This window comes from Streptomyces sp. NPDC091416, from assembly GCF_044756845.1.
Taxonomy (GTDB): Bacteria; Actinomycetota; Actinomycetes; order Streptomycetales; family Streptomycetaceae; genus Streptomyces.
This window is the reverse complement of the sequence record NZ_JBIVTU010000015.1, coordinates 1-22,299: the sequence shown is the minus strand read 5'-3', so window position 1 is coordinate 22,299 and position 22,299 is coordinate 1. Positions and strand designations below refer to the sequence as shown.

Here is a 22,299-nt window from a genome sequence, read left to right as displayed (position 1 = left end):
CGCCGATCGTGTCCTTCCCGCCGAAGCCCGATCGGCTGGTGAGAGGACCGTCGTCGACTCGTGCACAGCGTCGCCTTCCTGCCCGGTCGCGGCGGGGGATGAGCGCGAACAGTGACCACCGGCCCGGGTGTTGTCGGGGCGCGTCGTCGGGGTCGGGCCGGAACGGATCGCGGTCCTGGTCATGGGGCGCTGTCGGCCCAGCGGATGCACGCAGGGGTGCCGGGGTGGCCGTCCATTCATGAGAGCTTCACGACCCCGTCTTAATATAAGGCAAAAGAAAAGTCCCTCCCGGCTCCTTGACCGCGCGGGCGGAGCGCGGCACTCTCTCGGAGAGCGCTCTCCCGTCCACTTGTTTCGCAAGGAGCTGTTCCATGCCCGAAGTTGGGATATTCCCCCTCTCGACTCCGCCGCCCAGAGCCGTCCGCAAGGGCCTCGTCGGCGCGGTGGTCACTGCGCTGGCGGCCGCCCTGCTCGCTCTGACAACCGCCACCAAGGCCGAAGCGGCGCCCGTGCTCCTGTCCCAGGGCAAGCAGGCGACAGCCTCCAGCCAGGAGCACTACGGCACTCCGGCCGGCAGCGCTGTCGACGGTGATCCCGGTACCCGCTGGTCGAGCGCGGCCTCCGACCCGCAGTGGCTGAGCGTCGACCTCGGGGCACCCGCCGCGCTCGACCGGGTCGAGCTGAACTGGGAGGCGGCATACGCGAAGACCTACCGCATCGAGCTGTCGTCCAACGGCACCGACTGGTCGACCGCCTACTCGACAACGACCGGAGCCGGCGGCGTCGAGACGGTCGATGTCTCGGGGACCGCGCGCTACGTCCGCATGCTCGGGACCGCGCGAGCCACCGGGTACGGCTACTCCCTCTGGGAGTTCAAGGTCTTCGGCAGCACGGACGGCGAGACGGGACCGGTCATTCCCGGTGGGGGAGACCTCGGCCCGAACGTACACATCTTCGATCCCTCCACGCCGGGCATCCAGGCGAAGCTGGACCAGGTCTTCAGCGAGCAGGAGTCGGCGCAGTTCGGCAGCGGCCGCCATGCCTTCTTCTTCAAGCCGGGCACGTACGACAACATCAATGCCCAGATCGGCTTCTACACCCAGATCGCCGGCCTCGGGCTGAAGCCGGACGACACCACGTTCAACGGTGACGTGACCGTCGACGCGGGCTGGTTCAACGGCAATGCCACCCAGAACTTCTGGCGTTCGGCCGAGAACCTCGCACTCAACCCGGTCAGCGGCACGGACCGCTGGGCGGTCTCCCAGGCGGCGTCGTTCCGTCGTATGCACGTCAAGGGCGACCTGAACCTCGCGCCGAACGGCTACGGCTGGGCGAGCGGCGGGTACATCGCCGACAGCAAGATCGACGGCCAGGTCGGCCCCTACTCGCAGCAGCAGTGGTACACCCGCGACAGCACCATCGGCGGCTGGACCAACGGGGTCTGGAACATGACCTTCTCCGGAGTCGAGGGCGCACCCGCGAACAGCTTCCCCGAGCCCCGCTACACCACCCTCGACACCACGCCCGTCTCGCGCGAGAAGCCCTTCCTCTACATGGACGGCGGCGAGTTCAAGGTCTTCGCGCCGGCCAAGCGGACCAACGCCCGCGGCACCACATGGGCCAACGGCACCCCGCAGGGGACGTCCATCCCGCTGAGCAAGTTCTACGTCGTCAAGTCCGGTGCCACCGCCACGACGATCAACGCCGCCCTGAAGCAGGGGCTGAATCTGCTCTTCACCCCCGGCATCTACCACGTCGACCGGACCATCGAGGTGGACCGGGCCGACACCGTCGTCCTGGGTCTCGGCCTCGCCACCATCATTCCCGACAACGGCGTGACCGCCATGAAGGTCGCCGACGTCGACGGGGTCAGGCTCGCCGGCTTCCTCATCGACGCCGGCCCGGTCAACTCCCCGACCCTGCTGGAAGTCGGCGGTCAGGGCGCCGCCGCCGACCACTCCGCCAACCCCACCACCGTCCAGGACGTGTACGTCCGGGTCGGCGGCGCCGGCCCCGGCAAGGCCACGACCAGCATCGTCGTCAACAGCGACGACGTGATCATCGACCACACGTGGGTGTGGCGTGCCGACCACGGCGAGGGCGTGGGCTGGGAGACCAACCGCGCCGACTACGGCGTACGGGTCAACGGTGACGACGTACTGGCGACCGGTCTGTTCGTCGAGCATTTCAACAAGTACGACGTCGATTGGTACGGGGAGCGGGGCAGGACGATCTTCTACCAGAACGAGAAGGCGTACGACGCGCCCAACCAGGCCGCCATCCAGAACGGCGACACCAAGGGCTACGCCGCCTACCGCGTCGACGACTCCGTGAACACGCACGAGGGCTGGGGCATGGGCAGCTACTCCAACTACAACGTCGACCCGACGATCCGTCAGGACCACGGATTCAAGGCCCCGGTGAAGCCCGGCGTGAAGTTCCACAGCCTGCTGGTGGTCTCCCTCGGCGGCAACGGTCACTACAACCACGTCATCAACGACACCGGATCGCCCACCTCGGGCACCTCGACGGTCCCGTCGACGGTGGTGTCCTACCCCTGATGATCCACCGGTCCGCATCGGCTCGCCGGAGCGGACCGGACGCAACGCCCTCCGGGCGGGCTTCAGCCCCGCGACCCGCCCGGAGGGATCGCACAGCGCACACGCACAGATGCCGGATGCCCCGCCCGGTCCGGCGGACGGGCCGTCTCCCCACACGCCGGCCGGATTCAGGACCTGCGTACGCACGTTCCTCCGTCCGGCACCCGAACCTGCCAGGAGCAGATGTGTCGAAACTCCTTTTGCACCCCACGTCGTCACGCAGACGTGCCGGAGTGCCCCTGCTGGCCCTCGGCGCGCTGGTCGCGTCGTCACTCACCCTCACCGCCGCCCCTCCCGCCCAGGCAGCCGAGACTCTGTTGTCCCAGGGCAGAACCGCCACGGCGTCGTCCAGCGAAGGCGACGCGTACAGCGCGTCCGCCGCCGTGGACGGCAACCTCACCGGGACCCGCTGGGCCAGCCAGTGGAGCGACCCCCAGTGGCTCCAGGTCGACCTCGGCAGCAGGCAGAACCTGAGCCGTATCGTGCTGACCTGGGAAGCGGCACGCGCCAAGAACTACGAACTGCAGGCCTCCGACAACGGCACCGACTGGCGCACCCTGAAGACCGTCACGGGAAGTGACGGCGGCACCGACGACGTCGCCGTGTCCGGCGCCGGCCGCTACGTCCGGATGCTCGGCACCGCGCGCACGAGTGGGTACGGGTACTCACTGTGGGAGTTCCAGGTCTACGGCGACGGCGACGGTCCGCCGCCCGCCACCGGGGGCGCGGTCGCCGTGACCGGCTCGCAGGGCAACTGGCAGCTCACCGTCGGCGGCAAGCCCTACCAGGTCAAGGGCCTCACCTGGGGCCCGTCCGTCGCCGACGCGGCCCGCTACATGCCCGACCTGAGATCGATGGGCGTGAACACCATCCGGACCTGGGGCACGGACGGCTCCAGCAAGCCCCTGCTCGACGAGGCCGCGGCCAACGGCATCCGGGTCGTCAGCGGCTTCTGGCTTCAGCCCGGCGGGGGCCCGGGCGCGGGCGGCTGCGTCAACTACGTCACCGACGCCGCGTACAAGAGCACCTCGCTCACCGAGTTCGCCAAGTGGGTCGACGTCTACAAGAGCCACCCCGGTGTTCTGATGTGGAACGTCGGCAACGAATCGGTGCTCGGCCTCCAGAACTGCTACAGCGGCACCGAGCTGGAGAACCAGCGCAACGCCTACACGTCCTTCGTCAACGACGTCGCCAAGAAGATCCACTCCATCGACCCGGACCACCCGGTCACCTCCACCGACGCGTGGACCGGCGCCTGGCCCTACTACAAGCGCAACGCCCCCGACCTCGACCTCTACTCGATGAACTCCTACGGCGACATCTGCAATGTGCGCGGAGCCTGGGAGCAGGGTGGCTACAACAAGCCCTACATCATCACCGAAGGCGGACCGGCCGGCGAGTGGGAGGTCCCGGACGATGCCAACGGTGTGCCCGACGAGCCCACCGACGTCCAGAAGGCCGACGGCTACACCAGGGCGTGGGGCTGCGTCACCGGACACCAGAGCGTGGCGCTCGGTGCCACGCTCTTCCACTACGGACTCGAGCACGACTTCGGCGGCGTCTGGTTCAACCTGCTGCCCGACGGGCTGAAGCGCCTGTCGTACTACGCGGTGAAGAAGGCCTACTCCGGTTCGACGAGCGGGGACAACACGCCTCCCGTCATCACGAACATGGGCGTCACCCCGGCATCCTCGGCCCCGGCGGGCAAGGAGTTCACCGTCCGCGCGGACGTGCGGGACCCGGACGGCGACCCCGTGACGTACAAGATCTTCCTGAGCGGCAATTACGCCGGCGGCGACAAGCGGCTCGTCGAGGCCCAGTGGCGCTCCACCGGCAACGGCACCTTCGCCGTCACCGCGCCCGAGAAGCTCGGCGTGTGGAAGGTGTACATCCAGGCCGAGGACGGCCACGGCAACGCCGGAATCGAAACCAAGTCGGTCAAGGTCGTCGTGCCGCCCGTCGACGGCACCAACGTCGCGTTGCACAAGACCGCCACTGCCTCCTCCTTCCAGGCGTCCTACGGCGACTGCCCCTGCCCCGCCTCGCTGGTGACGGACGGGAAGACGGAGACACGCTGGGCCAGCGACTGGAGCGACCCCCAGTCGATCCAGGTGGACCTCGGCGCGCCGACCGCGTTCCGTAAGATCCAGCTGGTCTGGGACCCCGCGTACGCGAAGTCCTACGAGGTGCAGGTCTCCGACGACGGCACCAACTGGCGCACGATCCACACGACCGAGTCGGGCAACGGGGACATCGACACGATCGACGCCCCCGCCACCGCACGCCATGTGCGTCTTCAGCTGAAGGCGCGAGGCACGGCCTGGGGCTACTCACTGCACGAGTTCGGCATCTACAGCTGATCGTACGGAGCCTGATGCACGTCCGGCAGGGCCCGGCCGCCGCCGTCACGGCGCGGCCGGGTCCTGCCGGCCCGTGTCAGAGTGTTCCGCGCTCACGTCCCGTCCGGTGGCCACCTGGTCCGGCGGGACCGCAGCATGCGTACGACGCCCAGCGGGACGGAAAGCCGGACAGCCGCTGCCGTCCACCTTCCGGCCCGCGGGCTGCGCGCCACCGGCGGCAGGACGTGGAGCCGTCCCCGCTCGGCGCCGACGCGTCCGGCCCGCGGGCGGCTCAGCCGGCAGCTGGGTGCTGCCGGCGAAGCCGTGCCCGGGGCGCGTGCGATGTCAGGCGTGCTTACCGGGGGAGCACGGAGAGGGCCCTGAGGCGTGCGTGCCCGCTGCGCCAGCCCGTGACGTCGAGCGCCACATACCGTGCGGTGGTGCCTGCGGTGAAGCCGGTCGAGGTGGCCCGGCCCCGCAGCGTCCCGCCGGGCCGGTAGGTGACACCGTCGTCGCTGAACTCGACCGTCGCCCCCGGCACCCTGCCCGTCGTCCACTCCGCGAGGACCCGCCCGACGGGGAGCGGCGAGCCGAGGTCCACGACCATCCGGGCCCGGTCGGATCCCGGGGTCCACGAGGTGTGCCGGTCGCCGTCCACCGCGGCCGACGGGTCCGACATGCCTGCGGGGCGCGGTGCGTTCGGGAACGTGTCGCATCCCAGCGCGGCGTCGTCGAGCGGATAGGGAACGGTGTCGCGCAACGACACCGTCGAGGTCCGGCCGCGGCGCAGCCGGACCTTCGTGCGCTGTCCGTCGGCGGCGGTCACCAGCAGGTCGCACGACGGCCCGGTCAGCCGCATGGTCGAGGCGTCGACCACATCCGCCCTGACACCCGTCGGTACCGTCCGCCCCGTCGCCGGACGCAGGGTGAACCGGGCCGCGGCGACAGCCGCGGTCGCGCCCTTCAGCTCGGCCGTGAAGTCGGTGCCGGAGCCGGTCACCGTCTGCGAACCGGCGTAGAGAACGATGCCGGAATCCTGCCGGGGCAGCGCCACCACGGTCTTCACGGAGTCGGGGGAGAGGTTGAACAGGCTCAGATGTCCGCCAGCGGTGCTGGCGTGAACGGCGGAGTCAGCGGCCCGCGGCGCCTCCCGGGACGCCGCCGCCTTCAGCGCGGCGGGATCCCCGTTCGGATGCCCTTCCACGGTGAGGGCCTCGGCGGGACCGTCGGACAGGACCAGCATGTCGCCGTAGACGGCAAGCGGATGCGCGGAGCCACGGACCACAAGCCCGGCTCTTCCGTCCACGGAGAGCCAGCCACCGCGGCTCGTCAGCTCCGCCTCCGGGAAGCGCGTCAACTCGGTCCAGTTCTCGCCGTCGTCGGAGCCCTGCACCTGGTACCTGCTCGCCGCCGCCGACTCCCAGGCCAGGGTGACGTGGTCGAAGGCGACGGCACTGCCGAGGTCGACCGTCAGCCAGCTGTCCTGGCGCCCCCGTTCGGCGACGGCGACGGCCCAGCGGGTGGCGCCGTCCCCGTCCAGCACGAATGCCGCCTCGCGGCCGGGTGCCGCCGACGAAGCGGTGGCGACGGCGGTGCGGGCGAGATCGGTTCCGTCCGCACCGTCCCGGACGGAGAAGGAGTACAGGGAGTACCCGTACTGCGGGTGCCCGGAGACGCCCTGCATCCGGACGAAACGGTGGGAACCGCGGGGGAGCACAAGCGTGTCCACCCGGGGCCCGGCACCGCCCGAGGTGTTCCCGCTGTCCTTCGACTTCACCTGGACCGATCCCTCGGCCGCGGTGTACGTACGACTGCCGTCCAGGCCGGCCAGGCCCGGCATCGTCAGGTTGTGTATCTGCAGGTGTCCCTCACCGGCGGCCGTACCGCTCGTCGCGTAGACGACCTCGCCCGACGGGAGGGTGGTGAATCCGGCGATGCCGGTTTCGAGTTCGAGCACCGAAGCGGTCGCGTCGATGCCGTCGCGGACCTGGCGGTACGTCGTGACCGAGCGCCGCAGCACCTTGCTCGCGGTCGAGGGCAGGAACATCGGGGTGCTGCCGCTCAGCGCGAAGAGCCAGTCGTCATGGGCGGGCTGCCAGGCGAACTTGACGAAGCCCGGCTTGCTCACGGCGGCCGCCCAGGCCGCCGGCGTCTGCTGGACCACCAGCCCGGGGCCTTCGGCGAAGTCCCGTACGCCGGAGGCATTCGCGTAGAACTCCTCGTCGGACATCGGTGCCACGACACCACCGTGGGCCGCCCGCCACCGGTGCAGCAGATAGCTGATGGCGATCTCGGCCCGGGCCTCCGGCTCGTACTTCGCCTCCCCCGAGAACTTGGCGAGCCGGTACTCCGGCGCATACGCCTGGTAGGGCGCCAGCCGCTGCGCCATCGCAGCCTCCGCCCAGGCGGCGGCGCGGTCCCCGGTCACCTGGGCCAGGAAGGCCAGCGGGATCACATCGCGTCCGTAGAGGTGCTCGCGGTCCGCGACCATGGGCATCAGCGGTTCGCCCGCGTCACTCATCACCATCAGCAGGGTGCGCCACAGCGGACCCGCGTTCGGCTGCTCGGTCAGGACCTGGGGCAGGGGACGGCCCGCGGTGATGAAGTGGGCGGCGTTGCGGCCGGAGGTACGCCAGAGTTCCTCCTGGTAGTGCGGGCCGAAGGAGTTGTGGTTCTCGACGATGAAGGTGTCGTAGAGGTTCGTCGCGGTGTTCTCCCGCACGGCGACTCCGTCGACCAGGGCGGGATTGGCCAGATCCGCCGCGGGCAGACCCGCCTCGTTCCGCGTCCACCGGCCGAAGGCGGCCGTCCACTCGGCGTGACGCGGATCGGCGGGGGCCCAGGCGAGTCCCGGCGCCAGCGACTGGGCGTATACCCCCATCTCCTCCAGCTTGGTGTCGCCGACGAAGCCGCCCTTCAGCCCGTTCGGCGTCCAGCTCCCGGAGGCGGGGTCGTTCTTGCTGCCGAGGGAGGTGGTGTACTGCGCCTGCTCGCGGGCGATCGTGTCGACGTTCTGCCGCGTGACATCGTCCAGCTGGTCCCAGAGCAGCCGGGCGGCGAGCACGAAGTACAACTGGAAGGTCGTGTCGAAGAACAGCGTGCGGCCCCACTCGGAACCGCCCGTGAGGCGGTGGGAAGCCGCGAAGTGCTTGATGGTGGCGAGCGTACGGGACCGCAGCTCGTCCTTGCCGATGCCGGCGAGCTCCGAATCGTACGTGCCCTGAGTCAGGAGCACCGCGTTGCCGAGCACCACCGCGAAGCCGAAGTCCTTGGCCGTGTAGTGCCCGAGAGCCGGGTTCCACTGCGTCTCCGCCCAGCGCGTATGCGTGAGCAGAACCTGGTAATAGGTGTCCGCGATGCTGTCCCGCTCGTCGTCGCCATGACGCGTGCCGGGGGCGACGGACGGTCCCGCAGCTGCCGCCATGCCCGGGAGGCTCAGCGAGCCGGCGGTCAACAGTCCCGTCAGGCCCGCGAGTTGGATGAACCGGCGTCTGTCGTAGGTGGCCGGGTTGTCGGGCATGGGTCCTCCGCAAGAATGACAACGTTGTCAGATTTCGCTCATCCTGTCCTGTGCCCCGTTGTGCGTCAAGGGGTTCCGTGGTGTCCGGTCCGCGCGGAACGAGGAAACGGAATCGCGGCTGCCGCAGGGCGCGCGGAAGAAACGGGCAGGCCAGGAGGTACGGCAGGGACGCCCGTGATGTGCATGAGCGAGTGCGGCCTGCGCCTCCGTGCGCGGGGAGCGCACGGACCGGGCCATGCCGTTCGCGATTCCGGCAGGGCCGCAGGGGCGCCTTGTCGACCCGTGCCCGTACGGATCCCGGGTGTGCCGGCGACCATCCCCGCAGGGAGATCGCCCGGACGACGGAGACGGTGACCGTGGCAGTGTCGCGGGTGTCGCGGATGACAGCGGACGTATGCACACCCCGTTCTCCCGTACGCGTGGTGGAGGGGGCCGACGCCGCGGGGTCCGTCGCCGCCCTCCCGCCCCCGCCGCCCCCGCCGCCCCGGGCGGCCTGCGCACCGCCGTACGGGCGGAGCACTCGGCTTCCTGCTGAGGCTGTTCACGGCTGAGCGGGTTCATCAGCCCGGCTCCGCCGGATTGCCGCGCTCGACGGCCCTTCGGGCCGGCGTGCCGCAGCGCCGCCCGACTGCCCGCTGCCCCGGTTCCGTTCCCTATCGGATGAAACGCCGCCCGATACCCGTGTGGCGGAGAAGCCGATTCCGCACGCTGCTGCTGTGTACAGGATGATCAAGGATCAGGGCCGGCGCCGGAGCGCGGTCGGCGCCCGCGTGGGGAAGCAGAGACAGCCACGGAGTACAGCGTCCCCGGTGCCGCGCCCGGTGCGGGAAACGCCACCGCCGCGGGCTCCGTTGTACGAGCGCGCCCGGTACTGGTTCGACAACACACTGGCCAGGGGTGTCACCGTACTCATCGGATGGCTTGCCGTCGCATGCCTGGCCGTCGTGATCCCGGTGAGCGCACTGCTGGTGTGGACGGACGAGAGGGCCCCGGACACGGCCGGCGCCAAGACGGCGGCCGTGTGGCGGAGCGTGGGGCAGACCCTCAGGCTGGGAGGAGAGGTCGGCTCACCGCTGCGCGTCATTCTGTCGGTCCTGCTGGCGTTGATGGCACTCTTCTACGTCTCCACCATCGTGGGTCTCGTCACCACGGCGCTCACCGAGGAACTCATCGCCCTGCGGCGTGGCCACTCCACGGTGCTGGAGAGCGGTCACACCGTCGTGCTCGGCTGGTCGGACCAGATCTTCACCGTGGTGGCCGAACTCGTCGCAGCAAACGCCAACCAGGGCCGGAGCGCCATCGCGGTCCTGGCCGACCGGGACGTGACGGAAATGGAGGAGGAACTGCGCAGCGAGGTGGGCGACACCGGCCGGACCAGAGTCGTCTGCCGGAACGGACGCCCCACCGACCCGGCCGCGCTCACGCGAGTCAGCCCGGCGACGGCGGACGCCGTCCTGGTCCTGCCGCGTGACCACCCCCACGAGGACGCGGAGATCGTCAAGAACCTGCTGGCTCTGCGGACCGCGGTCGACGACGACAGCCGGGTGCGGACCGTGGCGGTGGTGCGGGACGCCCAGTACCGCCTCGCCGCCGAACTCGCGGCCGGCCCGGGCGGGGTCGTGCTCGAGATCGACGACGTCACCGCGCGTCTGGTGGCCCAGTGCGCCAGACAGCCCGGACTGTCGCTCGTCTACCAGGAGTTGCTCGACTTCGCCGGCGACGAGTTCTACGTCGTCGACGCCCCGGACGGGATCGGCCGTGTCTTCGCCGAAGTGCTGAGGACATGCCCGACGTCCAGCGTGGTCGGGCTCGTACGGGCGGACGGAACCCTTAGCCTCAACCCCCCGGGCGACTCGGTCCTGTGCCCGGGAGACCGTCTCGTCGTAATCGCCCGGGACGACGACACCACACGCACCACCCTCGAACCCGCCGCATTCGACGAGTCGGTGATGACGAACCGGCCACCGGCAGCGGCCCGCCCCGAACGGGTGCTGCTCCTGGGATGGAACCGCCGCGCCCGGCACATCGTCCGTCACCTCTCCGGCCATGTCGCGCCCGGTTCCGTTCTCCACGTCGTCGCCCACGGAGGCGAGAGCCTGGCAACGGAGGTACGGGCCGCCGCCGCGCAAGCCGCTCCCACGCTGACCGTCACCTTCGGACCGGGCGACCCCACCCTTCCGGAGACGCTGAACGACGTGGACCTCTCCGAGCACGACGGTGTCATCGTGCTCGGCCCCGACCACGCCTCCGACCACTGGCCCGACCACGGGCCCCGTCATGACTCACCGGACGACCGGACGCTGGTCACGCTGCTGCTTCTGCGCGACCGTGAGCGCACGGCAGGGGTCCCGGTCCGGGTGGTCACCGAAATGACCGACGACCGCAACAGAGCCCTCGCCCCCGCCGGCGTCGGCGCCGACTTCATCGTGAGTGGAAAACTGGTCGGTCTTCTGATGGCCCAGATCTCCCAGAACTGGCACCTCGCCGGCCTGTTCGGCGAGCTACTGGCTCCGCAGGGCAACGCGATTCATCTCAAGCCCGCCGCCGACTACATCCGCCCAGGACACCGGGCATCCTTCGCCACGGTCGTCGAGGCCGCCTCGCGCCGCGGGGAATGCGCCCTCGGCTACCGCAGTCGCGGCGCCGTACGAGCAAGGATCGGCCACGAGGTGCGCATCAACCCGGCCAAGGCCGAAGTCCGCCACTGGACCGCGGACGACGAGGTGATCGTCATGGCCCGGCACTGACCTGAAGGCAGCCCGCCGGGCGGCGCGATCACCCATGGTGCCAAGGGCGGCGCATCCGGGATGTGTTGCCCAGGGCTGCCGCCCAGGAGACTGAAGGAGAGGACCTGCCCGTCTTCACTCACCAGTAGTGGCTCCGGCTCCGGCTCCGGCTCAGCCTCTGTGACTGTCCGCTGTCATCGAACACAGGCGTCTGACAGTGAACCCGGTCGCTTCGGCTTCCTTGCCGGTGAACCTGGGTCGCACGGACGGATCGTCCTCCGATGACCCGTCATCCCTGAGACGGAGCGTCCGCATTCGTGCTCGCCCACCCGGCGGACGTCGTTTGGTCTGCGGAGCGATCCTGACCGGCCTCGCCTGCTGCGAGTCTCGAAGCGCACGGCCTGGCCCGGCCCGTGGACGAGAGGAGCGCAGATGTTCCAGGCCAGGCCAGGCCGACCACGACCACCGACGAAGCAGCAAACACGCCACGCCGCGAGGGCCGCCTGCCCGGGCGTGGCGTGCGGCGCACGAGCCCGCCGCAGGGGTGCCGCGCTGGGCCCGCCGGCTCGCCTACGCGGTGCCGCTGGTGGTGCTCCCGTCCGGGGTCGGCTCGGGTGTGCGCTGACGCTGACCGGCGCCGGTTTGACTGAGCGATTGAGTCGGCCTCTGAGCGCTCACGTCGACCCGTCGAAGCGGTGCTGCAGACCCCTGCCCCGTCAGTGGAACCAGACGACGAGCCGGACGCTCTCGGGGCCATGGAGCTCGGCAAGGGTACGCATCACACTCCAGACCGGACCCCAATGGGTCGTGTCACCTGCCACCTCCTGTCGGGTGAGCGAACCTGAGCTGTTGGTCTCCTTCCAGTCGGCCGAGGTCAGCTCCGCCCAGGTGATCCAGGTAGTGCCGTACACACCATCGGGTCCGCCGGCAGCGGCGAACATGGCGCGGATTCCGTCGGATGTGTCCTCCGGCAGGCCGCGGTCCTCCGCCAGCGGACGGAAGCCGAAGTAGTTGCGGATGCCGAAGAGAGCGGCCAGCGCGTCGTAGGCATTGCCGGAGTTGAGGAGCCAGACGTCGATGGCGGACTGCCACACGGAGTCCTCGTCATCCGGACCCCAGAGATGTGCTCCGGGGTTGCACTCGACCATCCCGCTGAAATCGGTAGACATGAGGGAAGTCTGCTGCGGGGGACGGGATCCGTCTTTCGATTTACAGGTCGGCAACTGCCGCAGTGTTGGCCGATGGTCAGAGGCGCAGTTCAGTTGGCCAAGCGGGCCGACCGGGCTGCTCACGGACGAGCAGTGGGCAGTGCCGGCACCATTGCTGCCGAAGGGCGCGAGAGTGGGACCGCCCCTTGTCTGGCCGCGCCGGCAGTTGATCGACGGCATCCGGATCCGTGTACGGACCGGTGTGCCGTGGCGGGACGTGCCGGTCGAATAAGGACCATGGCCGGGCCTACGACATGTTCCACCGGTGGCAGCGCAACGGCACCTGGCAGCGGATTCTCACTCGGCTTCAGTCCCTGGCCGACGCGAGGGGCGCGATCGTCTGGGACTTGAGTGTCGACTCCACAGTCTGCCGCGCTTACCAGCAATGCGGCTGGGGCCTATTAGCGTGGTGACCGGCCGCGAGAACCGCCGGGTGGTGTGTTCACCGAGCTCGGAGACCACGGGGTGGGAAGGTCGGGCGGCGGGTTCACCGCCAAGTTGCACCTGGCGGTCGAGCAGGGACAGAAGCCCATGTCGATCGTGATCACGGCAGGGCAGCGCGGCGATTCGCCGCAGCTCGAGCCGCCGGTGCTGGAGAGGGTACGTGTGCCCCGCCTCGGGCAGGGCGACCGGCCGCGTGTCCGCCCCAACCGGGGGTCCGTGCGGACAAGGCGTACGCCTCCCGGAAGAGCCGCCGCCTACCTGCGCCGCCGCGGCATCCGCTACACCATTCCGGACAAGGCCGACCATGTGCGCAACCGCAAGAAGCTCGACTCCCTCGGTGGCCGGCCGTCCGGGTTCAACGCCGAGGACTGCAAGGCTCGGCATGCCGTCGAGTGCGGCATCACCCGCATCGAAAGGATTCGGGTAGTGGCCAACAGATACGACAAGCTCGCGGGCCGTTACGAGGCCACTGTCCTCGTAACGGCCATCAATGAATGGCTGGACCAGCTAAATCAGGGGTGACGGAGGGATGTCCGTGGAGTCGCGGAGGTTCAGGTGTTGATGGCATGTTCGACGAACTGGCCGCAGGCGTGGAACCCCAGGCGGCGGTACACAGGCTCCCCGTCGGCCGATGCCTGCAGGACCGCGATGCTGTGATCTCGTTCGCGGGCAGCGTGAAGGGCCGCGAGCGTGATGGCTCCGCCGTAGCCGCGTCGGCGGTGGGCGGCCAGGGTGGAGATGTTGTAGATGCCGGCGACTCCCGCGTGGTGGAACACCTCGGCAGAGCAGACCGGACTGTTCTCCACGTAGCCCACCAGGTACCGGGCGGGACAGGTAGCGGCCAGGGCCCGGGAAGCGGCCCGGGCGAAGAAGGCGCGGACGGTTTCGGCGGGTGGATTCCAGTTCGCGGCCAGGACCGTGGCGTAGTCGGCGAGCTGTTCGGGCGTGGTTACTGTTCGGATGTCCAGACCCGGGACAGAGGGAATCGGCAGGGCGTCGTCCAACTCGGCCCACATCGCCGTCTCACGCTCGGACACCGGCAGTCCGGCCGCCGTCAGGCGGGCGCTGAGATCTGTCGGTGTCGAGGCCGGTCCCACCCACCAGGAGAAATCGCGGCCGGTGCCGGCCAGCGTCCCGACGGTCTCGGAGATGCGGGCCGCGGCGTCGCCGGCGGCGAAGCGGGCTGCGGCAACGATGTTAAACGTGTCGTCGTCCAGGCCGCTGTCCGCGACCAGGAGGTCACCGGTCTCTGCGACGGTCGCAGCGGACATGCTCCGGTGCAGATGGCAGGCGTGTTCCGCCAGGTTCCGTTCCATCCTGTCCGTCAAGTCGGCTTCATGGAGAAAGTAATCATTCACAGGGACCGATCCCAGCACGACTGAGCGAAGACTGCACCTCATTTTAGGCCGTGCCACGCCGCCGACCAGCACCTTCGATATGCGTCCTAGGTTGGTGTGCGTGGAGACGCGGGGGCAGAGGTATCGGTATGAGGTCCGGCTGAGCTGAAGGCGCTCGCCCGGCCGGGTGGTGAGGGGGCGGAGCCTCCGTTCGTCGGCGGACTTCGGAGAGTGGGTTTCTGCGCCGCGACCACATCCTCACCCACCTGCGCGCGCGGCTGCCATCGGCGCCTTGACCGACTCGGCTTCCTCGGCCTCTCCGGCGACAGCGGCGATCCGATGATCGTCACCGGCTCCGAGGCCACCCACGCCCGCAAGCTCACCCCCGGCGAGAAGGAGGCCAACCGGGTCATGGCCGCCACACGCGCCCCCTTCGAACACGGCTTCGGGTACCTGAAGACCTGGCGCATCCTCACCAACTCCGCACCGAACCCGCTCGCGCCACCGACCCTCTGCGCGCTCTCCTGATCCTCTCGAACCTAGAGTTTCACGCTGACAGATGACCAGTCATATTCGGCGCGGCACCGTTCCGTCCTGCCAGCGGTAGAGGTCGCGCAGCAGGGAAATCTCGGCGCCGTGATGGATCAGCTCCCTGTTGACGTGCAGGACCCTGTTCTCCATGGGAAACCGCTCGGGCCCCACCGTGGGCGGATTATCCAGGTCAGCGTCCGAGAGCTCGCGGACCCCCGTGTTCCATCTCCCGTACATCTCATCGAGCTGTTTCAGCGCCTCGTCAGCGGTCCCCGCGTAGGCGAATGCCTGGGACTCGAGGTCCTGGCCGCCGAAGTACCATCCGACCCGATAGCCCAGGCACGAGACGACGATGTGTGCCAGCCGCCAGGCAATCGTGGTCACCGGCGCCGGCACCGGGGCAGGGGAGGCGAAGTCCATCGTCCATTCCCCCGGACCTTCCGACATCGGTGCGTCCGACGTACCACGCGGGCGGATGCTCCAGCAGCCGCGCACCGGCTCCCAGAAGTACTCCTCGCCGGAAAGACCCTCCAGTCGTGGCCGCAGGTTCTTGCCCCAGTACCAGTCCAACTGGTCCGCGATTCGCTCGCTTCTTGTCATTTCCGCACACTACATACAGCGGAGACCTGGCTGCGCCCCTGGCGGACGCCGTCACCGGCCGTGGGTCGGAGGCGTACCGCACCAGGAGATGACGCTGGGGCGTGATGCGCCCTTCGGACCGCGCCACGGCCAGCGTCACAGCCGCGACCGTTGACATGACTGATGATCAATATCGCAGACTCCCGCCCGAGATCAGCATGAGTATCCCGAGCGAGCACCAACGCCAGGCCTTCGACCTGCATGGTCGAAGATGGCGAAGCTCATAGAACGCCGCGGTCGCGGCTGGTTCGTCCCTTGCTAGGGCGCCTGTTTCAGAAGTGGATCACCAGCGGGTGCGACGGTCTGCGGCGGCGTGCCACCAGCGGGGCGGAGAGGGGACTGTGACCTGGGAGGCCGACTGTTCGGGGTGCAGCCCGAGGCTCTGCAGAGCCTCGGCGTGGATGTGGACGTCGAACCAGTCGTACCAGTGGTCGTCTGAACTGATGCCGCAGGCGAGGTCCCAACCCGTGGTCGTCGGGCTCGGCGAAGACGCCGCCGGGCGGCACGACCTGCAGATCCCACTTTGCCGGGCGTCGGCTGCGTGCTGGTGCGCGCGGGCGATCGTGGAGTCCACCGAGATGTCCAAGGTGATCAGGCCCTTCGCGTCGGCCCAGGCCTGGAGCTGCTCCAAGATGCGGTGCCATATGCCGTCACGCTGCCATCGGCCAACAGCCCGTACACCGTCTCCCACGGCCCGCACCGCTCGGGCAGATCGCACCACGGCATATCCGCGCGGGTCCGGAACCGTATCCCGTTGATCAGCTGCCGCTTGGTGTGCACCGACGGTCGGCCAGCCTTGATGTCCTGCGATAGCAGAGGTTCCAGCGTCGCCCATGAGCGTCTGTCAGATCCCCCCGAGCCATAGAACCTGATCATCGCACGGCCTTGATCCACTTCCGAAGCAGCCCGGTGCAGGCACCGACCGCGCGGACCCGTAGGACGTCTGACCGTCGAGGAGCGGGGTCGCCCGACGGGACTGGGGCCCGCTCCTCTACGCGGAGAGCAGCGGGTCGCGTGAACGGTGATAGCCCCCTGTACCGGTTCGTGACCTTGCCCATGTGTGCGGCGGAATCGACGCCGTACTCGTCGTCGACCAATGGCGGAGGCCGGACGGCAGCCCGGTCTCGGCCTGGGACACCGCAACCTGGCACAGGTGCAGACGCCCGACCCTGGCGGCCGGGTTCGACAGGGACGGTGTCCCTGTCAAGAACGAAGCACTGGTTCCACGCCTGCCTCCGCGTGGTGCGGGTGAGGATCCTCCAGCGCGCCCGCGCCCGTGGCCCGGTCCGGCCTGCCGGAGGACGGGCCGGACCGGGCCACGGGCGGTGGATCAGGAGGTGCGGCAGACCGTGCCGTTGAGTGTGAACGTCATCGGGATGGGGTTGGCACCGTCGTTGGCTCCGACGATGCCGAAAGTGGCGGTGGAGCCGCCGCGTGGCGTCAGCTCGGCGTTGGTGCCGTTGTCGGTCACATGGACGCGTGTTCCCGAGCTGGTGACGTTCGCGTTCCACGAGCTCTGCACGGCCTGGCCGGTGGACGGCCAGGTGAAGTCCAGCGTCCAGCCGTTGATCGGGGCGTCACCGACGTTGGAGACCGTGACGGTGGCGACGAATCCGTTGCCCCAGCCGCTGTCCACCCGGTAGTTGACCAGGCAGCTGCTGTCGCGCGGAGCCGTGGTGGTGAAGGTCAGCGGATCGGAGGGGCGCGAGAGGCGGCCGTCGGCGTCCCGGGTGAGCACGTTGACCGTGTGCTCGGATCCCGGCGGCAGGTTGTGCAGCGTCGCAGAGGTGGATGTCGAGGTGGCGAGCAGCTGGGCGTTGGCGCCCAGGCGTTCGTACACCTCGTAGCGCACCGCTTTGCCGTTCGCGGGGGCCGTCCAGCTCACCGTGGCGGTCGAACTGTCCGTGACGGTGGTCTTCGGTGCGCCGGGTGCGCCGACCGAGGCCGCGGGGGCGTGCGGGGCGACGGTGATGGTGGTGATCGAGTACGGCGGCAGCACCTGGTCGCCCCCGGCGGTGGCGGCCACCCGGGTGACATCGGTGTCGCCGCGGCCGTAACGGTGTACGACCGGTTCCTGGGCAGTGGGCGTGTATCCGGCGTAACTGATGTCCGCGGTGTGGGAGTTCAGCGGGTCCTTGTTGATCAGCATCACGCTCAGCGTGCCGTCGGCCCGGTGCACGGCGTGCGCGGAGACCTGCTCGCTGTCAGTGGAGGAGGCGACCATCGTGTCACCGGGGCGACCCAGCTTGGTCAGCGACTTGATACCGAAGTACGGGTGGAACGGCGTGTTCACGGCCGGCTGGCAGACGTCGCCGACGCATCCGCCGCTGGAGAGCAGGCCGAAGTCGTTGAAGTCGGTGTCGCCGTCCACCGTCCCCGCCTCGGTGGGCCCGTTGTGGACGTTCCACCAGTCGACGTTGAAGACGCCGTTCTCCAGCGCCGTCATGTAGGTTTCCGCGGCGAACAGGCCGTTGGGGCGGCTGTTCATCTGGACGTTGGAGTTGACCTCGGTGAGCGCGATGCCGATCTCCGGCGAGCGTTCACCGGCGTACCGTTCGATCTGCCGGCGGACCTCGCGGAGCTGTCCGGGCAGCCGGGCGGTCCGTTCCAGGGCCTCGTCGGCGGTGGCGCCGCCCGGGTAGGAGTGCACGATGGCGAAGTCGATCGTTCCGGCGACCGCGGACAGCACGGTGTGGTTCCAGTCGGCCGAGTCACCCGGGCCGGTGATGCCGTCCGGCCAGTCGCCGGGCGTGGTCAGCACGGCGCCGATCTTGATCGTCGGGTCGGCCGCCTTCATCGCCTCGGCGTAGGCGAGGACGTTGCGGGCGTACTCGCGTGGGCTCTTGTCCGCGTGGTCGTCGGCCTCCCAGCCACCGCCGTAGTGACCGTTGCCGTAGATCTCGTTGCCGATCTCCCAGTACTTCGCGCCGTAGCCGCGGGTGACGTTGGCGTACCGGACCCAATCAGCGGCCTCCTGAGGGGTGCCGGTGCCGTAGTTGGCGATGATCATCGGCTGTGAGCCGGTGGCGCGGACGCTGCCCATGAACTCGTCGAAGGTAGTGCCGGGCGCCACGTAACCGCCGGGGGCGGTGTGGTCCTTCCAGTGGTAGATGTCGCCGTAGGAGCCGCCGGGGTAGCGCATCATGCCGACGCCTGCCTCGCCCAGCAGGCCGGTCACCTCGGGGTCGTTCATGTGCGAGTCCCAGAGTGCGTGGTTGACGCCGAACGCAGCCTTGTCGATGGTGCCGAGCCCCACCCCCGCGTTGACGGATACCTCGACGGTCGACGCCTCGTCCGCGGCCGTCGCCGTGGCGGTCCGGCCGGTCGCGGCGGGCGCCGGGGGAGCGGCGGCGAGGGCGGCGATCGTGGCGAGGGCGAGGACGAACGCGGCGGCCGGGCGTCTGCCCGCGGTTCTTCCGGCTCTGCGGGACGGCCGGCCTAACCGGCCGGTGGCGGGGAGGTGGGCGAGCGGCATGACGTGTCCTCCTCGGGCGAGTGCCGCGTCGGTCGGCAGGACGCCCGGCGTGAGTGGTCGGTGGGGTGCCTTCGTTGCGTGTATGGGAGCGCTCCCATGATGATGCGGGGGAGGCATGACCGCGTCAATGGTGCGGACGAGGGCCATCGGAGCCGATCCAGTCAAGATCTGGCTGTGCCGGTTGTTGGCGAGGTGCGGCAGGCAGGCGGATGAGCTGGGCAGCCATCGGGCACTGCTTCTGCGGCCGCTCTGGAACCAGGACCCGCACTTGCCGCAGACGGACTGATCGCTGTTGCGGGTCGTGGGCTCTTCGCGGCACGTCAGCGGGCCCTGGCGTCTGCGCGGGCCGGATGTTCGCCAGCCCGCAGCCTCACTCGGCCGTATCCGGAGTCCAGTTCTGTCACCGAGTGGCGCGGGTCAGGGTTCGGGGACCAGCACACTGAGCGCATGCGATACGAGGAGAAGCCGAAGCTCACCGCTGCGGGAGCCCTGGTTCCCGTGGCCGTCCTTGCCGCCTCACCAGTGCTGCTGATGGCCGGAGCGCCGGTCCGCCGCCGATACCTCCGCTACGTCTTTCGCGATGAAGCCCCACTGATCCTGGACAAGGAGCAGGGGCGAGTCAGCGTCCACTGGTTCGTGGTCAACAGCCGTCTTCTCGCATGCCTCTGCTGGCCCACAGAGGCGCTCTCCCGGCTCGTCTCACGCCGAGGTCGGACGGCAAGCTGAGCCTGTTCCCGTGTGATGGGGCGGTTTCGCTTCCCGGTCGAGGAACAGTTTCCCGGTCGAGGAGCAGTGGCCCTTGTGGACATCGAGGGGTGCCCCATGCTTGGTGGTGTTGCCGATCGAGCTCCTGGCTCCGGACAGTTCCCATGCCTCGCAGTCGTTGCGATTGCCCGGCGCGGGCCGTTCGAGGCGCTCTACCGGCGGAGCGCCGAGATCAGCCCGCCGGGCCGCTCCTCGCGCCGCGGCGGGGTGCGGATCGGACGGCCGTAGGCGGCAGCGCGCTCGCGCAGGGTGTGGCTGTCGGCCTCCCAGCCGTGTCCGGCCAGCCAGCCCACCGGGTCGTCGGGCGTCTCCGAGAGCCACATGGACGCCGCCGATCCCGGCACGAGCTTCGCGCTGAAGCGCTCGATCACGCCGCGCGATCCCAATGTCAGCCCCATCCGACTGCCTGTTGCCGACTGCGCGCTGATCCGGGCCAGCAGCAGTTCCACCGCGTCCTCGGGCAGATAGATCAGCAGTCCTTCGGCGATCCACGCGGTCGGCATGGTCGGGTCGTGCCCTGCGGCGGCCAGCGCGCCTGGCCAGTCCTCACGCAGATCCACCGCGACGGTGATCCGCTCGCAGCGTGCGACGGCCCGCTCCTGGCGCAGCACCGAAGCCTTGAAGTCCAGTGGTGCAGCGGTGTCGACCTCGAACAGCCGGGTGCCCTCCGGCCAACCCATCCGGAAGGCCCGGCTGTCCATGCCGGCGCCGAGCAGCACGACCTGCCGGACCCCGGATGCGGAGGCCTGCTGCAACAGGTCGTCGAGGAACTTCGTCCTGATGACGATGGAGAACGACACGGCCAGTCGACGGCGTCGCGCGGTCTCGTCATCCGGCAGCGGCGGCGAGGAAGGCCACAGGCCGCCGGCAGCGGCGAAGGCTTCTGCCAGTGGGTCGCGGAACAGAGCGTTCTCCCGCTCGGTCTCCAGCGCCCGCACCCTGGCCACCCCCACCGCCGTGGCCCACACTCCCGACGGCTGCACCCGCTTCTGCTCATTAGCCACTACGCCAGCCTAACGAGCTCGTGCACGGTTAGGGTCTGCTCGATGGGTCGCGTGACTCGCCTTGCGAAGTATCGCTGCGGTCAGTATGGGGCGGGGCGATCTCTTTGACGACGAATGGGCACGGTTGGAGCCGCATTTACCGAGGAATGTGGGCCGGGTGAGTCGGCGGCTGGCGGTACGCCTTCTGCTGTTGTTCTGGCCGGTTCGGCCTCGTCCCTGTGCTCTGTAGCGGTATGACATGAGTTCCATGCGTGATGGCTGACAGGGGAGTAACTCGGGATGCGTACGCTGCTGTTCGTCGTACTGGCGGTGCTCGCCGGGGTGGGCTGGTACTGGTCGAGGTACCCCGGCAAGTGGGTCTTCGCCTTCAGTGCTGTGTACGCGGACGAGCGGTCGGCTCTCAGGCGCTGCCGGCGTGATCTGAGCACGTTGGCCAAGGAGGCCCGCCAGGCCGAGAGAGCCGCGCAGCGGAAGGCCGACCGGGCGGAGACCGGGTACCAGCAGGAAATCCGGGCGTTGGAGAAGGAGATCAGGGTACTGCTGGACCCTGGGAGAGGGCGGCTTGTGAAGGGCCCGGTCGGGGACATCACCGTGTACGAGCACGTGGTAGAGCTGGCCGGTCAGTCGGGTGTGATCCCGCTCGCGGGGCTGAAAGCCGTGTTCCGGTCCGATCCCACGTACATGATCGACCTGACCGAGCCCAGCGGCCGTACCCACCGGGCGAAGTACCCCCGCCGCCGCGACCCGGACTGCGAGAACGCCTCGTTTTTCACCTCGGAGCAACTCAGCGACTTCACCCTCGATATTTTGAACGCGGCAGCCGATGAGTACGAGTTCCGGGCACGCCAGAGCTCTCGGCTGCCACAGGCCCGCAAGGAACTCGAAATCGCACGGGCCGATACCTCCGCCCGCGATGAAGCCGTGGAGAACCTGCGCACGGTCTGTGCCTGGCAGAAGACCAACCCCCGCCGCGAAACCGTTCTGGCCGACCTGGATGCCGAACGTCACCGATGGCAGCAGCTCACGGGGAAGATTCCCCCACGGTAGGTCGTTACCCGGCAGGGCGGCTGTCATCCTGTCTTCACGGCGGTAGCTATGGCGCTTTCTTTGTCGGCGTATCCACCTGGTTCGCGCTCGCCTTCTGGGCGGGGCGTGGTGTGGAACAGTTCGGGCGCTGGTTCTGTGATCACCTGGGTGTTGAGGTGGCTTGCCGTGATGGTTGCCTCATCTACCGGCAGGGCATCGCAGTTGGCGCCCTGGAAGTTGTGTGGGTCAGCGACCGCTTTTACCTCTGGCAGGGCTTGTTTCGCCGAGTTCAGGACAGGCCCTTTGCCTGCGGCGGCTGCCTGCCTGCAGCCCTGCCACCGGTCAGTGAGGACGGAGGATGATGGCCTGCTGGCTGAGGAGACTATTGAGAGTGCCGCAGTAAACTGCAGGGCTGGGCGTGATGCCCGGAGTCTGTTCGATGCGGTCCGAGCTCTGACTCGCGCTGGCCGGAGCCACGGCTCCGTGGCCCGCGAGCTCGGCTGGGAGTGTCGCACTGTCGGCATGTACGTTCATGCCCGTACCTGGCAGGCCACCTTGATGGTCGGCTTTCTGTCCCGTCCCGGGCCTAACTTGATCTTTAACCTGTGCGGCGTGGACGTGGAGTCGTTGACTTCTTCGTTCGTCGCTTGGCGGAGCCTGGTTTGCCGACTGTGTGCACGTCATA

The 22,299-nt window shown here is 69.1% G+C and carries 16 protein-coding genes; 8 read left to right on the top strand and 8 right to left on the bottom strand.

The features are described from left to right. The first annotated feature begins 371 nt into the window (after positions 1–371). Together ACIQMX_RS34205 and ACIQMX_RS34200 are read left to right on the top strand one after the other, a co-directional pair. A complete protein-coding gene (locus tag ACIQMX_RS34205) occupies positions 372–2,561 on the top strand; it encodes a discoidin domain-containing protein (protein ID WP_402483979.1) in 2,190 nt (729 codons plus the stop codon). A 224-nt stretch (positions 2,562–2,785) separates the two neighbouring features. Next, complete coding sequence (locus ACIQMX_RS34200) at positions 2,786–4,960, top strand: discoidin domain-containing protein (RefSeq protein ID WP_402483977.1); 2,175 nt, start codon at positions 2,786–2,788, stop codon at positions 4,958–4,960. A gap of 334 nt (positions 4,961–5,294) precedes the next feature. Here ACIQMX_RS34200 and ACIQMX_RS34195 read toward each other — a convergent pair whose 3' ends face one another. Further along, the gene (locus tag ACIQMX_RS34195) at positions 5,295–8,459 is read right to left on the bottom strand and encodes a discoidin domain-containing protein (protein WP_402483975.1); all 3,165 of its coding nucleotides are present in this window, start codon (positions 8,457–8,459) and stop codon (positions 5,295–5,297) included. A gap of 809 nt (positions 8,460–9,268) precedes the next feature. Here ACIQMX_RS34195 and ACIQMX_RS34190 point away from each other — a divergent pair. After that, positions 9,269–11,206, top strand: a complete 1,938-nt coding sequence (locus ACIQMX_RS34190) for an NAD-binding lipoprotein (protein ID WP_402483973.1) — start codon at positions 9,269–9,271, stop codon at positions 11,204–11,206. Between the two features lie 695 nt (positions 11,207–11,901). On the opposite strand, the gene ACIQMX_RS34185 is transcribed toward ACIQMX_RS34190, so the two are convergent. Beyond that, the gene (locus ACIQMX_RS34185; protein WP_363069965.1) at positions 11,902–12,354 is read right to left on the bottom strand and encodes a hypothetical protein; all 453 of its coding nucleotides are present in this window, start codon (positions 12,352–12,354) and stop codon (positions 11,902–11,904) included. On the opposite strand from ACIQMX_RS34185, the gene ACIQMX_RS34180 reads away from it, so the two are divergent. Further along, complete coding sequence (locus tag ACIQMX_RS34180) at positions 12,263–12,625, top strand: transposase (protein ID WP_402483971.1); 363 nt, start codon at positions 12,263–12,265, stop codon at positions 12,623–12,625. The genes ACIQMX_RS34185 and ACIQMX_RS34180 overlap by 92 nt on opposite strands. 299 nt (positions 12,626–12,924) lie before the next feature. Further along, on the top strand, positions 12,925–13,359 hold the full coding sequence (locus ACIQMX_RS34175; RefSeq protein WP_402483969.1) for a hypothetical protein: 435 nt from the start codon (positions 12,925–12,927) through the stop codon (positions 13,357–13,359). Positions 13,360–13,388: 29 nt separating this feature from the next. On the opposite strand, the gene ACIQMX_RS34170 is transcribed toward ACIQMX_RS34175, so the two are convergent. Then, on the bottom strand, positions 13,389–14,153 hold the full coding sequence (locus ACIQMX_RS34170) for a GNAT family N-acetyltransferase (RefSeq protein WP_402484171.1): 765 nt from the start codon (positions 14,151–14,153) through the stop codon (positions 13,389–13,391). 252 nt (positions 14,154–14,405) lie between these two features. Here ACIQMX_RS34170 and ACIQMX_RS34165 point away from each other — a divergent pair, with 252 nt between their 5' ends. Further along, on the top strand, positions 14,406–14,702 hold the full coding sequence (locus tag ACIQMX_RS34165) for a transposase family protein (RefSeq protein WP_402483967.1): 297 nt from the start codon (positions 14,406–14,408) through the stop codon (positions 14,700–14,702). Between the two features lie 39 nt (positions 14,703–14,741). Here ACIQMX_RS34165 and ACIQMX_RS34160 read toward each other — a convergent pair whose 3' ends face one another. The 4 genes from ACIQMX_RS34160 to ACIQMX_RS34145 all read right to left on the bottom strand — a co-directional run bounded on the left by ACIQMX_RS34160 (position 14,742) and on the right by ACIQMX_RS34145 (position 18,819). Then, positions 14,742–15,305 carry a DinB family protein gene (locus tag ACIQMX_RS34160; RefSeq protein WP_402483965.1) on the bottom strand — a complete coding sequence of 188 codons (564 nt, stop codon included), beginning with the start codon at positions 15,303–15,305 and terminating at the stop codon, positions 14,742–14,744. 322 nt (positions 15,306–15,627) lie between these two features. Beyond that, positions 15,628–15,975, bottom strand: a complete 348-nt coding sequence (locus ACIQMX_RS34155) for a hypothetical protein (RefSeq protein ID WP_402483963.1) — start codon at positions 15,973–15,975, stop codon at positions 15,628–15,630. Continuing rightward, a complete protein-coding gene (locus ACIQMX_RS34150; protein ID WP_363069957.1) occupies positions 15,936–16,220 on the bottom strand; it encodes a transposase in 285 nt (94 codons plus the stop codon). The genes ACIQMX_RS34155 and ACIQMX_RS34150 overlap by 40 nt, the downstream gene beginning before the upstream one ends. A gap of 454 nt (positions 16,221–16,674) precedes the next feature. After that, a complete protein-coding gene (locus ACIQMX_RS34145; protein WP_363069955.1) occupies positions 16,675–18,819 on the bottom strand; it encodes a cellulose binding domain-containing protein in 2,145 nt (714 codons plus the stop codon). Between the two features lie 447 nt (positions 18,820–19,266). On the opposite strand from ACIQMX_RS34145, the gene ACIQMX_RS34140 reads away from it, so the two are divergent. After that, complete coding sequence (locus ACIQMX_RS34140; protein ID WP_363069953.1) at positions 19,267–19,545, top strand: hypothetical protein; 279 nt, start codon at positions 19,267–19,269, stop codon at positions 19,543–19,545. A gap of 191 nt (positions 19,546–19,736) precedes the next feature. On the opposite strand, the gene ACIQMX_RS34135 is transcribed toward ACIQMX_RS34140, so the two are convergent. Beyond that, positions 19,737–20,552, bottom strand: a complete 816-nt coding sequence (locus ACIQMX_RS34135; protein ID WP_363070245.1) for a class I SAM-dependent methyltransferase — start codon at positions 20,550–20,552, stop codon at positions 19,737–19,739. 315 nt (positions 20,553–20,867) lie between these two features. Between ACIQMX_RS34135 and ACIQMX_RS34130 the strand changes: the two genes are divergently transcribed. After that, positions 20,868–21,635 carry a hypothetical protein gene (locus tag ACIQMX_RS34130; protein WP_402483960.1) on the top strand — a complete coding sequence of 256 codons (768 nt, stop codon included), beginning with the start codon at positions 20,868–20,870 and terminating at the stop codon, positions 21,633–21,635. The last annotated feature ends 664 nt before the right edge of the window (positions 21,636–22,299 follow it).

Excerpts from the sequence above, each read along its gene's own strand:
- ACIQMX_RS34175 (WP_402483969.1), top strand. The coding sequence starts at position 12,925 with ATGTCGATCGTGATCACGGCAGGGCAGCGCGGCGATTCGCCGCAGCTC.
- ACIQMX_RS34185 (WP_363069965.1), bottom strand. The coding sequence starts at position 12,354 with ATGTCTACCGATTTCAGCGGGATGGTCGAGTGCAACCCCGGAGCACAT.
- ACIQMX_RS34150 (WP_363069957.1), bottom strand. The coding sequence starts at position 16,220 with ATGATCAGGTTCTATGGCTCGGGGGGATCTGACAGACGCTCATGGGCG.
- ACIQMX_RS34160 (WP_402483965.1), bottom strand. The coding sequence starts at position 15,305 with ATGACAAGAAGCGAGCGAATCGCGGACCAGTTGGACTGGTACTGGGGC.
- ACIQMX_RS34180 (WP_402483971.1), top strand. The coding sequence starts at position 12,263 with ATGGCGGACTGCCACACGGAGTCCTCGTCATCCGGACCCCAGAGATGT.
- ACIQMX_RS34205 (WP_402483979.1), top strand. The coding sequence starts at position 372 with ATGCCCGAAGTTGGGATATTCCCCCTCTCGACTCCGCCGCCCAGAGCC.
- ACIQMX_RS34170 (WP_402484171.1), bottom strand. The coding sequence starts at position 14,153 with ATGGAACGGAACCTGGCGGAACACGCCTGCCATCTGCACCGGAGCATG.
- ACIQMX_RS34140 (WP_363069953.1), top strand. The coding sequence starts at position 19,267 with ATGCGATACGAGGAGAAGCCGAAGCTCACCGCTGCGGGAGCCCTGGTT.
- ACIQMX_RS34145 (WP_363069955.1), bottom strand. The coding sequence starts at position 18,819 with ATGCCGCTCGCCCACCTCCCCGCCACCGGCCGGTTAGGCCGGCCGTCC.
- ACIQMX_RS34130 (WP_402483960.1), top strand. The coding sequence starts at position 20,868 with ATGCGTACGCTGCTGTTCGTCGTACTGGCGGTGCTCGCCGGGGTGGGC.
- ACIQMX_RS34195 (WP_402483975.1), bottom strand. The coding sequence starts at position 8,459 with ATGCCCGACAACCCGGCCACCTACGACAGACGCCGGTTCATCCAACTC.